This window comes from Trinickia sp. (genome assembly GCF_051954495.1).
Lineage (GTDB): Bacteria > Pseudomonadota > Gammaproteobacteria > Burkholderiales > Burkholderiaceae > Trinickia.
Window position 1 is genome coordinate 1 of sequence record NZ_JBQCHR010000120.1, and the last position, 13,594, is coordinate 13,594.

13 protein-coding genes are annotated in these 13,594 nt (G+C 65.1%); 5 read left to right on the forward strand and 8 right to left on the reverse strand.

From position 1 onward, the window contains the following. Positions 1-2,308, forward strand: a 2,308-nt coding sequence (rnr, locus tag ACTHNR_RS15940) for a ribonuclease R (RefSeq protein ID WP_440548623.1), incomplete at its 5' end; no start/stop codon positions are given. Positions 2,309-2,413: 105 nt separating this feature from the next. After that, positions 2,414-3,157 carry a 23S rRNA (guanosine(2251)-2'-O)-methyltransferase RlmB gene (gene rlmB, locus ACTHNR_RS15945; protein WP_440548624.1) on the forward strand — a complete coding sequence of 248 codons (744 nt, stop codon included), beginning with the start codon at positions 2,414-2,416 and terminating at the stop codon, positions 3,155-3,157. Positions 3,158-3,198: 41 nt separating this feature from the next. On the opposite strand, the gene ACTHNR_RS15950 is transcribed toward rlmB, so the two are convergent. From ACTHNR_RS15950 to ACTHNR_RS15980, 7 genes are read right to left on the reverse strand one after another with little or no spacing between them, the layout of a single operon-like run. Beyond that, a complete protein-coding gene (locus ACTHNR_RS15950) occupies positions 3,199-4,248 on the reverse strand; it encodes an ABC transporter substrate-binding protein (RefSeq protein WP_440548625.1) in 1,050 nt (349 codons plus the stop codon). Positions 4,249-4,293: 45 nt separating this feature from the next. Continuing rightward, positions 4,294-5,412, reverse strand: coding sequence for an NAD(P)/FAD-dependent oxidoreductase (locus ACTHNR_RS15955; RefSeq protein WP_440548626.1), 1,119 nt, complete (start codon positions 5,410-5,412; stop codon positions 4,294-4,296). Next, entirely contained in the window at positions 5,405-6,946 is a 1,542-nt protein-coding gene (locus tag ACTHNR_RS15960; RefSeq protein WP_440548627.1) for an FAD-dependent oxidoreductase, read from the reverse strand. The genes ACTHNR_RS15955 and ACTHNR_RS15960 overlap by 8 nt, the downstream gene beginning before the upstream one ends. Continuing rightward, the gene (locus ACTHNR_RS15965; protein WP_440548628.1) at positions 6,943-7,254 is read right to left on the reverse strand and encodes a (2Fe-2S)-binding protein; all 312 of its coding nucleotides are present in this window, start codon (positions 7,252-7,254) and stop codon (positions 6,943-6,945) included. The genes ACTHNR_RS15960 and ACTHNR_RS15965 overlap by 4 nt, the downstream gene beginning before the upstream one ends. A 59-nt stretch (positions 7,255-7,313) precedes the next feature. Continuing rightward, the gene (locus ACTHNR_RS15970; RefSeq protein ID WP_440548629.1) at positions 7,314-8,108 is read right to left on the reverse strand and encodes an ABC transporter permease; all 795 of its coding nucleotides are present in this window, start codon (positions 8,106-8,108) and stop codon (positions 7,314-7,316) included. Positions 8,109-8,123: 15 nt separating this feature from the next. Further along, positions 8,124-9,059, reverse strand: a complete 936-nt coding sequence (locus ACTHNR_RS15975) for an ABC transporter permease (protein WP_440548630.1) — start codon at positions 9,057-9,059, stop codon at positions 8,124-8,126. Next, positions 9,043-10,131, reverse strand: a complete 1,089-nt coding sequence (locus ACTHNR_RS15980; RefSeq protein ID WP_440548631.1) for an ABC transporter ATP-binding protein — start codon at positions 10,129-10,131, stop codon at positions 9,043-9,045. The genes ACTHNR_RS15975 and ACTHNR_RS15980 overlap by 17 nt, the downstream gene beginning before the upstream one ends. A gap of 311 nt (positions 10,132-10,442) precedes the next feature. Here ACTHNR_RS15980 and ACTHNR_RS15985 point away from each other — a divergent pair, with 311 nt between their 5' ends. The 3 genes from ACTHNR_RS15985 to ACTHNR_RS15995 all read left to right on the forward strand — a co-directional run bounded on the left by ACTHNR_RS15985 (position 10,443) and on the right by ACTHNR_RS15995 (position 12,513). Next, positions 10,443-11,312, forward strand: coding sequence for an IclR family transcriptional regulator (locus ACTHNR_RS15985; RefSeq protein ID WP_440548632.1), 870 nt, complete (start codon positions 10,443-10,445; stop codon positions 11,310-11,312). Positions 11,313-11,384: 72 nt separating this feature from the next. After that, on the forward strand, positions 11,385-12,083 hold the full coding sequence (gene rpiA, locus ACTHNR_RS15990) for a ribose-5-phosphate isomerase RpiA (RefSeq protein WP_440548633.1): 699 nt from the start codon (positions 11,385-11,387) through the stop codon (positions 12,081-12,083). Positions 12,084-12,276: 193 nt separating this feature from the next. After that, complete coding sequence (locus tag ACTHNR_RS15995; RefSeq protein ID WP_440548634.1) at positions 12,277-12,513, forward strand: hypothetical protein; 237 nt, start codon at positions 12,277-12,279, stop codon at positions 12,511-12,513. Between the two features lie 61 nt (positions 12,514-12,574). On the opposite strand, the gene ACTHNR_RS16000 is transcribed toward ACTHNR_RS15995, so the two are convergent. After that, a complete protein-coding gene (locus tag ACTHNR_RS16000) occupies positions 12,575-13,309 on the reverse strand; it encodes a Crp/Fnr family transcriptional regulator (RefSeq protein WP_440548635.1) in 735 nt (244 codons plus the stop codon). Between the last annotated feature and the right edge of the window lie 285 nt (positions 13,310-13,594).

The following is a 13,594-nucleotide window of genomic DNA, read 5'->3' on the forward strand; positions in this document are numbered from 1 at the left end:
CGACAAGCGCGGCTACTATCAGCTCACGCACCCATCGAATTTCGTCGCCGGCCGCGTGCAGGGCCACCGCGACGGCTACGGCTTCATCATCCGCGACGACGGGCAAGACGACCTGTTCCTGCCGAACGCGGAAATGCAAAAAGTCATGCACGGCGACCGCGTGCTGGCGCGCACCGTCGGCTATGACCGCCGCGGCCGCCCCGAAGGCCATGTCGTGGAAGTGACCGAGCGCGCCAACAAGCGCGTGATCGGCCGCCTGCTCAACGAAAACGGCGCGCTGATCGTCGCGCCCGAAGACAAGCGCATCGGCCACGACATCCTCATCACGCAGAACACGAAGAAGGCCAAGGTCGGGCAGATCGTCGTCGTCGAACTCACCGATTTCCCGAGCCGCCACTCGCAACCGCTCGGCCGCGTGGTCGAAGTGCTCGGCGATATCGACGATCCGGGCATGGAAATCGAAATCGCCGTGCGCAAGTACGGCGTGCCCCACGAGTTCAGCGATGCAACGCTCGCCGAAGCAGCGGCCTTGCCCGACGAAGTGCGCCCCATCGACGTGCGCCACCGCGTCGACTTGCGCGATGTGCCGCTCGTCACGATCGACGGCGAGGATGCCCGCGACTTCGACGACGCCGTCTATTGCGAACCCACGAAAGTCGGCCGAGGCGATGGCTTTCGTCTCATCGTCGCGATCGCCGACGTGTCGCACTATGTGCGGCCAGATACGTCGCTGGACACTGATGCGATCGAGCGCAGCACCTCCGTCTATTTCCCCCGCCGCGTCATCCCGATGCTGCCGGAAAAACTGTCGAACGGCTTGTGCTCGCTCAACCCGGAAGTCGACCGCTGCGTGCTCGTCTGCGACATGCTGATCACCACGCGCGGCGAGATCAAGGCGTATCAGTTCTACCCCGGCGTCATGCATTCGGCGGCGCGGCTCACCTACACGGAAGTCGCCGCCGTCCTGACGAACACGAAGGGGCCCGAGGCAGCGCGCCGCGCGGCGGTGGTGCCGCAGTTGCAGAACCTCTACGGCGTCTACAAGTCGCTTTTCGCCGCCCGTCAAAAGCGCGGTGCGATCGACTTCGATACGACCGAAACCTATATCGTCTGCAACGCCCAGGGCAAGATCGAGCAGATCCTGCCGCGTCAGCGCAACGATGCGCACAAGCTCATCGAGGAATGCATGCTGGCGGCGAACGTCTGCGCCGCGGACTTCATGAAGCGCAACAAGCACCCGGGCCTGTACCGCATTCACGCGGGCCCGACCGCAGAGAAGCTCGAGAACCTGCGCACGTTCCTGCGCGGCATGGGCCTGTCGCTCGGCGGCGGCGAGACGCCTCATGCGAGCGACTACGCCGCATTGATGGCGCAAATCCGCGATCGGCCCGATGCGCAGATGCTGCAGACCATGCTGCTGCGCTCCATGCAGCAAGCCGTCTACAGTCCCGACAACATCGGCCACTTCGGGCTCGCCTACGATGCGTACGCGCATTTCACGAGCCCGATCCGGCGCTACCCCGATCTGCTCACGCACCGCGCCATCTATGCGATTCTCTCGGGCAAGAAGTACCGTCCGGAATCGCCCAACGGCGTCGTGCTGAACACGGCGTTGTCGCCGCGCGCTCGCGCGCTGCAGCAGGCCGATGAAGAAACGCGGCCGCGCGGGCGCGAGAACACCGCCATTTGGGAAGAGCTCGGCTTGCATTGCTCGGCGAACGAGCGGCGCGCCGACGAAGCTTCGCGCGACGTCGAAACCTGGCTCAAGTGCTACTTCATGCGCGATAAGCTGGGCGAGGAGTACGGCGGGATGGTGAGCGGGGTGACCTCGTTCGGCATCTTCGTGCAGCTCGATGCGCTGTTCATCGAAGGGCTCGTGCATGTGACCGAGCTCGGCTCCGATTACTTCCAATACGACGAGATCAAGAACGAACTGCGTGGCGAGCGCACAGGCATTCGCTATCGCCTCTCGGATCGCGTGCGCGTGCAAGTCAGCCGCGTCGATCTGGATGCGCGCAAGATCGATTTCCGGCTGGTGCGGGAAGCGGCCGTCAAGCCGACGTCCGCGGCGCGTTCGAGCGCCCCGGTTCGGCCGGTGGGCGAGCCGGAAGCGCCCGGGCGCGGGCCGCGCGTGCGGGCATTGACGAGCGTCGACGGCGCGCCGCGCAGGAAGGCTGCGCCGGCGAAGACCGAGGCGGTCGCCGAGGCGCGCGCCTCGCGTCTTGCGCGCGTGCAAGCGGCGAAGAAACGCAGCGGGGCGCAGAAGGGCGCACCGCTCAAGAAAGCGCGGGCGCGTAAGAAGGGCTGATGAGCGCTTGGCGGCGTGCGCGCCGCCATCAACTTCCGATTCTCTCCGTCACGGCGAAGGCATGACCCTTAGCCGTGACGCAACACGATTTCAATCGATTCAGCTATGGCACGTCTCAAGGTTCTATACGGTTTTCACGCGGTGACGGCTCGGCTGCGGCACGATGCGTCGACTGTCGAGGAAGTCTTCTACGATGCGACGCGGCGCGACCGTCGCATGCAGGATTTTCTGCACACGGCCAAGGAAGCGGGCGTGCGCTTGATCGCCGCGGACGAGACGCGTTTGTGGGGGCTCGCGCATACCGAGCGTCACCAAGGGGTCGTTGCGCGCGCAACCGATTTGCCGCTTGCCCAAAATCTGGCCGAATTGCTCGATGGGATCGACGGCCCGGCGTTGTTGCTCGTTCTTGACGGCGTCACCGACCCCCACAATCTCGGCGCCTGCTTGCGCGTGGCGGACGGGGCGGGTGCGCATGCGGTCATCGCGCCGCGCGACCGGGCGGTCGGCCTCAATGCGACCGCGGCGAAGGTCGCGAGCGGGGCGGCCGATACGGTGCCCTACATCACCGTGACCAATCTCGCCCGCGCGCTGCGCGAACTGAAGGATGCGGGTGTTTGGATCGTCGGCACCGCCGGCGACGCGCAAGCCACGCTCTACGAAAGCAAGCTCGACGGTCCCGTTGCGATCGTGATGGGCGCGGAAGGCGAGGGCATGCGCCGGCTCACGCGCGATACCTGCGACGAAGTCATGCGCATTCCGATGGCCGGCACGGTGGAAAGCCTGAACGTGTCGGTAGCGAGCGGCGTGTGTCTATTCGAGGCCGTGAGGCAGCGTACCAGCGCGCGCTGACGCCGAGCATCGGCGTCGCGCGCGTCGGTTGCTTCAAAGGTTCAACGTTCGATCTGCTGATTCCAACGCGTATCCCATTGCGCGCGGTGCGCGTTGATCGCATTCCAGTCGACGACGGTCACCTTGTGGACGAGGTCGTCGACGTTGCCGAGGCTCTGCTGCATCGATGCCGGCATTTTCGCTTGGCGATTCGTCGGGATCTGCTTGCCCGCTTCGGCGGCTTTTTCTTGGGCCGGCGCGGACAGCAGGAACTGCGCGAGCTTCTGCGCGAGCTGCTCGTCGGGGTTGTTCTTCACGACGCACACGTCCACGAGCAGCAATACGGGGCCTTCTTTCGGGCTCACGTAGGCAACCGGCAAGCCCTTGTCCTGCAGGTCGGCGACCCCTGTCGGCGTGAGCGGGAAAATCCCCGCTTCACCCGTTTGCACCATCTCCGAAATCTTCGCCGAATTGGGAATGTACTCGACGACGTTCGGGCCTACCGTGCTCGCCCACTTGGTGAAGGCGGGTTCGACGTTCTGTTCGCTGCCGCCCCACAGCCGGTTCATCGCCAAGAAGCCGTGCAAGCCGAACGTGCTGCTCGATGCCGATTGGAAGACGACCTTGCCCTTGTACTTCGGATTGGCGAAGTCGAGCCAGGAGGTGGGCGGCGCCCAGCCTTTCTCGGCGAACAGCTTCTTGTTGTAGGCGATGCCCGTCATGCCGAGTTGCACGCCCGCACCCACGTCGTCCTTCATGCGCGCGAACGGATAAAGCTGCTTGAGTTCGGCCGAATCGTCGAGTTTTTCGCAAACGCCAAGGCTCACCGCGCGCGCCATCACGCCGTCGTCGAGAAACGCGACATGGATCTGCGGATGATCGCGATTGGCGAGCAGCTTGGCGAGGATATCCGACGACGTGCCCGGCACGACCACGACCTTCGTATCGTTGGCCTTCTCGAACATGGGCAGCACTTGCGACGTATACGCTTTCTCCATCGGCCCGCCGTTCATGCCGATGTAGATCGTTTTCGACTGCGACCAAGCAGGCGTCGCGGCGCTGAACGCGCCGGCTAACACCGCGGCGACCGAGAGGGTACGTAGAGCATTCATTTAGGTCTCCTAATGAGGGAAAGCACGAGAGCAACAAGCGGTACGTTATGCAGGCACAGCCGAGAAACGGTTGACATCGAATGCGTCGAGCGGCGTCTCGGTGGCGCCGTCGACGACGAGATCGGCTAGCACTTCGCCGACGCCCGGCGCGAGCAGGAACCCGCCGCCGGAAAAACCGAATGCATGCAGTAAGCGCGGCACGGTGCGGCTTGGGCCGATGATCGGGTTATGGTCGGGCGTGCAGCCTTCCACCCCGCTCCAGGTTCGGATCAGCAATGCGTCGCGCAGGGCGGGCAGCAGCGCGCAAGCATCGCGCATGACGGCCCGCGTGGTGTCGGACGACGGCTGCGCGAGTTCGCCGTCGCCATGGCCGCGCCCGCCGCCTATCACGCAGTTGCCGCGCTCCACTTGCCGCGCGTAGATGCCGCCGCCGAAGACGCCGAGATTGTGTTCCAGAAACCGCGGCAGCGGCTCCGTCACCCACATGTTCGGATAAATCGGGGTCATCGGGACGGCGTCGCCGAAGCGCGCCGCGAGCGTTCCCGCCCACGCGCCCGACGCGTTGATGAGCCAATCGGCCTCGAACGCATGATCGCCGGCGCGCAGCGTAAAGCGCTGGCCGTCGTATTCGGCTTGTTCAAGCGCCGTTTGTTCCAGCACGAGCACGCCGGCTTGGCGCGCCGCCCGTGCGAAGGCGGGCGAGACGAGGCGAGGATTGGCATGCCCGTCGCTCGGGCAGAGCGAGCCGCCGACGGCCGCGGCGCCGAGCCAAGGATAGCGGCGTCTAAAGGCCGGTCCCGACATCAGCTCCAACGCAAGCCCATGCTCGGCGGCCATTCGGGCATAAGCTTCCAACCCGGCCAGATCGGCATCGCTGCGCGCGAGGCGCAGGTGGCCCGAGACGACGAATTCGCCGTCGATGCCGATGCGATCGTAGAGGCTGTCCCAGATGCGCCGCGCGCGCATGGCGAGCGGCAATTGCTCGGCTGGGCGGCCTTGACAGCGTACGCCGCCGTAGTTGACCCCGCTCGCTTGCGCGCCGCAGTACCGGCGCTCGATCAGCACGACCCGCATGCCGCGCCGCGCGAGCGCAAGGGCGGCCGAAGCGCCGACGAGGCCCCCGCCCGCGATGGCGACGTCGAAGTGTCCGTTCGACTTATTCATCTCGCGCGTCCTCCGGTACCTCGGCGACAGCTTCGTCGCAGAGCGCCGCGGCCAGGGGGATCGGTTTGATCGGCGCCTGCGCGCGCAAGCGACCGAGCAGGGGTGGCGCGAGGTTCGTCTCATCGGCCAAGAGGGCCAGTGCGGCTTCGCCGCACATGCGCCCCTGGCAGCGGCCCATCCCGACCCGGGTCAAGGCCTTCAGTCGATTGATCTCCGTGGCCGCACCCGATCGGATGCACTGGCGCAACGTACCCGTGTCGACTTCCTCGCAACGGCACACGGTCATGGCGTCGGGCCAGGCGGCGGCCCGCTCGAACGGCGCGGGAAATGCGGCGTCGAGCCCGCTACGGAACGTCGCGATACGCTGCAAGGCTCGCCGTGTCGATGCGGCCGTTTCGACGCGCGTCGCAGCCCGTTCTGCCGACGGCGCGGAATCTGGATCGCTCATATCGTCAAGTACGGCGAGCGCGGCCAAGCGTCCCGATTGTTCCGCGGCGTCGGCGCCCGCGATGCCCGCGCCGTCGCCCGCGATGTAGATGCCGCGGATCGACGTGCGTCCCGCTTCATCGCGCTCAGGCAGCCAGCACCGATTGAGTGTGTCGTAGCCGAAGCTGCAGCCCGCGACATCGGCAAGCTGGGTTTCGGGGCGCAGGCCGAAGCCGTAACCGATCGCGTCGCATTCGAGCGTGTGGGGTGGGGCGCCCGCGTTCGCCGGTGCGCCGCTCGAACGCCAAGCGATGCCTTGAACATGGCCTTCGCCAAGCACGCCTTCGAGCGCTACGCCACGTTCGATGCGAATGCCATGCGCGTGAAGCCAGGCCACGTAGTAGAGGCCCTTCGCTAGGACGGACGGCTGCGCCGCGAGCGCGCCTAACGCCGCCGCCTGTTTCGCGGCTGCGCTCGTATCGAGCACGGCCAGCACCTTTGCACCGGCTTTCGCATATTGGTAGGCCACGAGATAGAGCAGGGGGCCCGTGCCGGCGAATACGACGCGCCGCCCGATCGCACAGCCCTGCGATTTCAGCGCCGTTTGGGCTGCGCCCAGCGTATAGACGCCCGGCAGCGTCCAGCCCGGCATCGGCAAGACGCGATCGGTCGCGCCGCTGGCGATGATCAGGTGCGAGAACGGCACGTCTCGTTCCTGCGTGCCCGACAACGTGGCGAGGCGGCCGACAACGCCTGAACGGCGGTCATCGCTCGCACACTGCGCTGGGTTCGCTCGGTTCGTTGCGTCCGTGCGGCCTTCATGCGTGTCGCAGGCCCAGACGAGCGTATTGGGCCGATACTCCAGGTGCGGCAGCAATCGCGCCATGGCCGCATGGACGGCCGTGGCTTTGCGTGCTTCGAAACCGTATAGGGCGCGAGGACCACGCCGAAACCCGGCCGCCGGCGGCGGCTGGCGATAGATCTGCCCGCCCCAGCGCGCGTTTTCGTCGAGCACGATCGGGCGCACGCCCGCTTCGACGAGCGTTTCGGCCGCGCGCACGCCTGCAGGGCCAGCGCCGACGATGACCACGTTGGCTGATCTCGTCATGGCTGGCGTCCGTCGTCGGAGGTTCCGGTGACGAGCCGCATTCCGGCTTCGATCAACGTCGAGCACGCGCGCAGGCGCTGCCCTTCCTCGGTACGAACCCAGCAATCCTGGCAGGCGCCGATCAAGCAAAAGCCCGCGCGCGGTTCGCCGTTGAACTCGGAAACGCGCAACGCGTGCCGCTGCGTCAAGATGGCGGTCAACACGGTATCACCTTCCAGCGCGAGCGCGGGGACGCCGTCCAGCGTGAACGACACCGCCGCGCGATCGGATTCGGCCAGGCGAACGAGTTGCCCTTCGCGATGCGCCATGTTTAGTTGTCCTAAATAAGAATCGATGATCGAATTGCCGATTGAAATTTGCATTGAGGTCAATGCTGGCCGATGAGAATGCGATTCAAGCCGTAGGCCCGATCGAGCAGCAGCATGGCGGCGGCCGTGACGAAGATGACGAGCGTCGAAACGGAGGCCATCATCGGATCGATCGATTCCGTCGCGTACATGTACATGCGCACGGGCAGCGTGACCGTTTGCGGCGACGTGACGAAGATCGACATCGTCAGTTCGTCGAAGCTATTGATGAACGCGAGCAGCCAGCCGCCCGTGATGCCGGGCACGATCATCGGCAGGGTCACGCGCCGGAAGGTCGTCCAAGCGCTCGCGCCGAGCGATTGCGCGGCGTGCTCGACGCTGCGGTCGAGCCCGGTCGCGGCCGCCAGCACGAGCCGCAGCACGAAAGGCGTCACGATGACGGTGTGCGCCAAGACGAGCCAAACGAAGGAGCCGGTCGCGCCGATCAGCGCGAAGAAGCGCAGCAGCGCGATGCCGAGCACGAGCCCCGGGATGACGAGCGGAGAAAGCAGCAGCGCATTTAGAAAATCGCGGCCCGGAAAGCGGGCGCGCGCGATCGCCAGGCCGGCAGGCAGCGCAAAGGCGAGCGAAAGCGTGGCCGACATGAACGCGAGCTTGATGCTCGTGAAAAACGCCGTGATGAAATCGGGGTAGTTCAGAATCGCCCGAAACCACCGCAGCGATAACCCGTGCGTCGGTAGCGTCAGCGTTTCATCGGGCGTGAACGCGACGAGCACGACGATGACGAGCGGCGCCAGCACGAAGGCGATGACGAGTGCGTGGAAAGCGAGGGCGAGCGGGCTGTTGCGGCGCATGGCGTGTCTCCTGATTCAACCCATGCCGCGGCCGTAGCGCCGCTCCAGCACGCGGTAATACGTGAGCATGATGACGAGATTGGCCGCGAGCAGCAGGAGCGCAATCGTCGCACCGAGCGGCCAGTTCAGCGAGCCGAGAAACTCGTCGTACACGGCCGTGGCGGCCACTTTCAAGCGCCGCCCGCCGAGCAGGCCCGGGATCGCGAACGCGCTCGCCGACAGCCCGAACACCATGAGGCTGCCCGAGAGCACGCCCGGCATGATTTGCGGCAGCACGATCCGGCGCAGCGTCGTGGCCGGAGAGGCCATCAGCGACAGGGCGGCTTGCTCGGTTTGCGGATCGAGCTTTTGCAGGGCGGTCCAGACGGGGATGACCATGAACGGCAGCATGACGTGCACGAGCGCGATCACGATCGCGAACGTCGTGTACTCGAGCTTGTAAGGGCCGAGGCCGACTAGGCCGAGGGCTTGGTTGACGATGCCCGCCGTGCCCAGCAGCATGCTCCAGCCGAACGCGCGCACCACGACCGAGACGAGCAGCGGTGCGAGGATGATGAGCAAGAAGGCCGAGCGCCATGGATCGCGCATTTTCGAAAGGACGTAAGCCTCCGGCGCGCCGATGACGACGCAAAACGCCGTGGTGATGGCCGCAATGCCGAACGTGCGCAAGAAGATCGTTTGATAGTAGGGCGAGCCGATGACGTTGACGTAGTTGCCGAACTGGAACGCCGCGATCGGCCCGCTCGACGGATCGAACCGATAGAACGTCAGGACGAGCGTCATGGCGAGCGGCGCCAGCACGAGCGTCGCGAACAAGATCAACGAAGGCGCGCAAAGCAGCCACATGGGCGCGTAAGCCCGCCACGAGGATTGAGGAGCCGCCTGCGGGGGAGCGGAATCCGGCGTGCGGGCGGCGCGCGCTTCGAGCGTAGCGTTAGACATGGCGCGCATCCCTAGCGACGAAGCGCACGGCTTCGCTCTTCCAATCGATGCCTACCGTCTCACCTTCGGACAGCGGCTCGTCGCCCTCGTTTTGACAGCAGACGAGGATCTCGCCCAGGCGGCAATCGACGCGGTAGAGCCACTGGCTGCCGAGGAAGAAGCGGCTCGTTACCGTGGCCGGAAGGCGGCCGGCGCCCAGGGCGTCGAGGCGTACTTTTTCCGGCCGAATGCAGACCGTGACGGCATCGCCGACGCGCGGCGCGGCGCTTCCCGGCAGGTGCGCGCCGTGCCCGACTTCGATGCGATCGGCGCCCACGTCGACGTGCATGCGTTCGCTGTCGGTGGCGGCCACGGTGCCCGAAAACAGATTCGCTTTGCCGATGAACTGCGAAACGAACCGATTCTCCGGCCGCTCATAAGCGCGGTAGGGCGTGTCCACTTGCGTGACGCGGCCCGCTTCCATGACGACGACACGGTCGCTGATCGAGAGCGCTTCGGATTGATCGTGCGTCACCATGATGGTCGTCGTGCCGATACGCCGTTGAATGGCCCGCAGCTCGAACTGCATTTCCTCGCGCAGCTTGGCGTCGAGATTGGACATCGGTTCGTCGAGCAGCAGTACCGGAGGCGCGATCACGATCGCGCGAGCGAGGGCGACCCGTTGCCTTTGCCCGCCGGAAAGCTCGCGCGGATAACGCTCGGCGAACGCGTCCAGTCGTACCAGCGCCAGCGCTTCGCGTACACGCGCGTCGCTTTCGGGTTTGCTCACGCGACGCATCTCGAGACCGAACCTCACGTTCTGCGCGACGGTCATGTGAGGAAACAGCGCGTAGCTTTGGAAGACGATGCCTAGGCCGCGCTGATTCGGCTTCATTACCGTGATGTCGCGGCCGTCGAGCACGATGCGGCCGCTCGTGGCTTGGACGAAGCCGGCGATCATCTGCAGCGTCGTGGTCTTGCCGCAGCCGGACGGGCCGAGCAGCGACACGAATTCGCCTTTTTCGACCGACAAATTGACGTCGGCGACGGCGTGCAGGTTGCCGAACGACTTCGAAACGTCGGCGAGCGTGAGGAACGACATGGTCCGGCTCCAATAAGCGGCGCCCTGGCGATGCGATGGGCATGGGGCGTCTAGGCAGAGCCGATTCTGTCCAGCCATATCCGATGCGTCAATTTAGAATTCCGCTCATCGATAGGAATATCGAAAATATTCCGTTGATCGGAATTTCGATGACGTTTCGAGGGAAATGCGTTTCACGCCGTGCATTGAGGGTTTCCCCGTGGTGTATGCTCGGACCGTGCAGAAAGGGCCGATGCGTTGCCTACGGAGGCGGCCGTATGGATCGAAACGAAGCCGTAAAGCATTCCATTTATCGAAACGGAGACCATGCAATGACCGGCAAGGCGCTGCGAGAGCAGGAATCGAAGTCTGCCGACGATAACGCGGATACGCCCGGCGCGGGCATGCTGCCGCGGGCGTTCGCGCTGATTCGCGCGTTGGCGACGCTGCAAGGGAGCGGCGCGCGCGTGACGCAGCTCGCGAAGGCCGTGGGGCTCACGCAAGGCACGGCGCATCGCATTTTGCGCTCGTTGATCGCGGAAGGGATCGTCGAGCAAGACGAGCGCTCGAAGCTGTATCGGCTCGGCGTCGACTTCTTTGCGCTGGCCGCACAAGCCGGTAATCCGGGCGGCATGCGCTCGCTGTGTCGCCCGGCCTTGCTTCGGCTTTGCGCGAGCCTGGGCGAAACCATCTTCCTGCTCGCCAAGAGCGGATTCGATGCGGTGTGTCTCGATCTATGCGAAGGCCCGTTTCCGATCCGTTCTTTCACGAACGATGTGGGCGGCCGCATCGCGCTCGGCGTGGGACAGGGCAGTCTCGCGATTCTCGCCTTTTTGCCGGAGGCCGAGCGCGAGGAAGTGATCCGCTTCAACGTGCCGCGTATCCGCGGCTACGGCGTGCTCGATGAGGTCTACTTGCGCACGGAAATCGAGCGCGTGCGCCAGGTGGGCTACGCGGCGCGCAACAGCGGCGTGCTCGAGGGCATGGCGGGTGTGGCGGTGCCCATTCTCGATCGAACCGGATACGCCGTCGCGGCGCTGAGCGTGGGGACGCTTGCGTCGAGGCTCGGCGACGATCGGCTGCCGATGGTGGTCGAACTGCTCAAGCGTCAGGCGGACCACATCGGCCCCGTCACGAATTCATTCGACGTCGCGCTCAAGCGCCGTCCGGCACAAGGATTGGCGTCGCCCCCCGGCGCGTGAGCGCCGTCCCCGCGCGCGACAACTCCGGTAAACTTACGCCTTTCGCCGTATTTTCCCTTTGCCACGCGCCTCATGACCCAAGACGAACTGAAACGATTGGTCGGCCAAGCCGCCGCCGACTATGTGAACTCCCGCGTTGCCGAAGGCGCCGTCATCGGCGTCGGCACCGGATCGACGGCGAATTGCTTCATCGATGCGATCGCCGCCGACAAGCACCGCTATCGCGGCGCCGTCTCGAGTTCCGTCGCCACGACGGCGCGCCTGAAACAGCACGGGATCAAGGTGTTCGACCTCAACGAGATCGAGTCGCTGCCCGTGTATGTCGACGGCGCCGACGAAATCGACCCCAAAGGCGCGATGATCAAGGGCGGCGGCGGCGCGCTCACGCGCGAAAAGATCGTCGCGTCGGTGTCCGAAGTGTTCGTTTGCATCGCTGACGCCTCGAAGCGTGTGCCGGTGCTGGGCGCTTTCCCGTTGCCCGTGGAAGTCGTGCCGATGGCCCGCACGGCCATCGGGCGTCGCCTGACCGCGCTGGGCGGCGTGCCGGTACTGCGCGTCACGCAAGACGGCGCGCCTTACGTCACCGACAACGGCAACGAAATTCTCGACGTCAAACAATTGCAAATCCACGATCCGCTTGCCCTCGAAGCCGAGATCAACGCTTGGCCCGGGATCGTCACGGTCGGTCTGTTCGCGAGCCGTGGCGCCGATTTTTGCTTGCTCGGTACGGAAAAGGGCGTCGAAACGATCGAATATCGGCCGGTTCGTTAAAGTCGGGGCCGTTTTTTGCCGTATTACGGGTGTTGCCCGTACTCGGCTTCCGGCCCCGCGGCCAGCGTTTTAGGGTCCCCAAGGGGCGACAATTCGGTCGGGATCGGCTTTGATCGGCGTTCAACCGCTGCGCGCATGAGGGCGTACTCAAGCGGCGGCGGGCGCGCCCCATGTTTCGAGGAATGAAGCAATCATGCAACGCGAACTTCGGCAAGCCCTCGATACCGCCTATTCGCGGCTGACGGACGAGCGAGCGGAACCGACCGCGTTCGCGAGCAACTACGCGCTCGGGTTGGGCATCGTCGTCGGCGGTAAAGCGTGCGGCGGAATGAGCGAGCAGGAGGCAGCAGACGAGCGCGCCCATTTGGGCATGCTCGCCACGCTATACGAAGTGCAGACGCGTATCCGGAACGGCTCCGACGCGCATTGAGCGTTCATTAGGAGTCCGAACTGATAAACCGTCTCGGCGCTCCACCGGAACCATCAGCCCTTCAGTTCACCGAGTTCGTCTGATGCAGACTCGGCAGCAGCCGGTCGAATTCCCGCTTCACGAGCCCATAGCACTCGCAGGCGCGCGCTTCCAGGCCTTTGCGGTCGAGCACCTTGATATGGCCGCGGCTGTGATGAATCAAGCCCTGATCGTGCAGCTTGCCCGCGGCTTCCGTAATCCCTTCGCGGCGCACGCCGAGCATATCGGCAATCAGCTGTTGCGTGACAGCCAACTCGTTGGTCGCGGCGCGGTCGATTTCGATCAGCAGCCAACGGCACAGCTGCTTGCTCAGCGAATGGTGGCGATTGCACGCGGCCGTTTGCGCGACTTGCGTCAGCAGCGCTTGCATATAGAGCAGCATGAGCCGGCGCAGTAAGTCCGAGCGCGCGATTTCCTGCTTGAGCTGTTGCGCGCTCATGCGGTAGGCGAAACCCGAGCATTGGACTTGGACGCGGCTCGGCATCGTTTCGCCGCCCGTGAGCACCTGGACGCCGGTCATGCCTTCGCGGCCGACGGCGGCAAGCTCGACGGAGCCCCCGTCTTCCATCATCGAAAGGATCGAGATGATGGCCGTCGTCGGAAAATACACATGATGAATCTTGTGGCCGCAATCGCAGAGCAGCTGCTCCGTGCGCAGGTGGACCAATTCAAGATGAGGCGTCAGCGCCTGCCATTCGTGCGAGGGCAATGCGCCGAGGAGGTGATTGCCGTGGAGGTCGGATTGTAGCGTCAACATGATCGGTCCTCGTTTGCTTGCCGCGTCGTGCGCCGTGCGCACGTGCTTTTGCGGCTTCTCGTTGGTGGGCCGGCGATTCGCCTGCATCGGAGGGCGACGATATTTCGTCTGCTCGATGCGGGCGCTCCGGCGTGGTTTTGGCCTTCTCCCTGGCCGTTGCGCCCTGTGTGCGGCAGCGCTCGGTTTGCGGGCCCCATTCAGCGAGGATCATGCCAAGCCCTGTTGTATCGACGCTTGACGGGCAGCCGAGGATGCTGCATTGCGTCCGAGACGGGGGACCCCGCC

Bases quoted from the DNA above. Each gene is read 5' to 3' on its own strand.
- rlmB (WP_440548624.1), top strand. From the start codon at position 2,414: ATGGCACGTCTCAAGGTTCTATACGGTTTTCACGCGGTGACGGCTCGG.
- ACTHNR_RS15950 (WP_440548625.1), bottom strand. From the start codon at position 4,248: ATGAATGCTCTACGTACCCTCTCGGTCGCCGCGGTGTTAGCCGGCGCG.
- ACTHNR_RS15955 (WP_440548626.1), bottom strand. From the start codon at position 5,412: ATGAATAAGTCGAACGGACACTTCGACGTCGCCATCGCGGGCGGGGGC.
- ACTHNR_RS15960 (WP_440548627.1), bottom strand. From the start codon at position 6,946: ATGACGAGATCAGCCAACGTGGTCATCGTCGGCGCTGGCCCTGCAGGC.
- ACTHNR_RS15965 (WP_440548628.1), bottom strand. From the start codon at position 7,254: ATGGCGCATCGCGAAGGGCAACTCGTTCGCCTGGCCGAATCCGATCGC.
- ACTHNR_RS15970 (WP_440548629.1), bottom strand. From the start codon at position 8,108: ATGCGCCGCAACAGCCCGCTCGCCCTCGCTTTCCACGCACTCGTCATC.
- ACTHNR_RS15975 (WP_440548630.1), bottom strand. From the start codon at position 9,059: ATGCGCGCCATGTCTAACGCTACGCTCGAAGCGCGCGCCGCCCGCACG.
- ACTHNR_RS15980 (WP_440548631.1), bottom strand. From the start codon at position 10,131: ATGTCGTTCCTCACGCTCGCCGACGTTTCGAAGTCGTTCGGCAACCTG.
- ACTHNR_RS15985 (WP_440548632.1), top strand. From the start codon at position 10,443: ATGACCGGCAAGGCGCTGCGAGAGCAGGAATCGAAGTCTGCCGACGAT.
- rpiA (WP_440548633.1), top strand. From the start codon at position 11,385: ATGACCCAAGACGAACTGAAACGATTGGTCGGCCAAGCCGCCGCCGAC.
- ACTHNR_RS15995 (WP_440548634.1), top strand. From the start codon at position 12,277: ATGCAACGCGAACTTCGGCAAGCCCTCGATACCGCCTATTCGCGGCTG.
- ACTHNR_RS16000 (WP_440548635.1), bottom strand. From the start codon at position 13,309: ATGTTGACGCTACAATCCGACCTCCACGGCAATCACCTCCTCGGCGCA.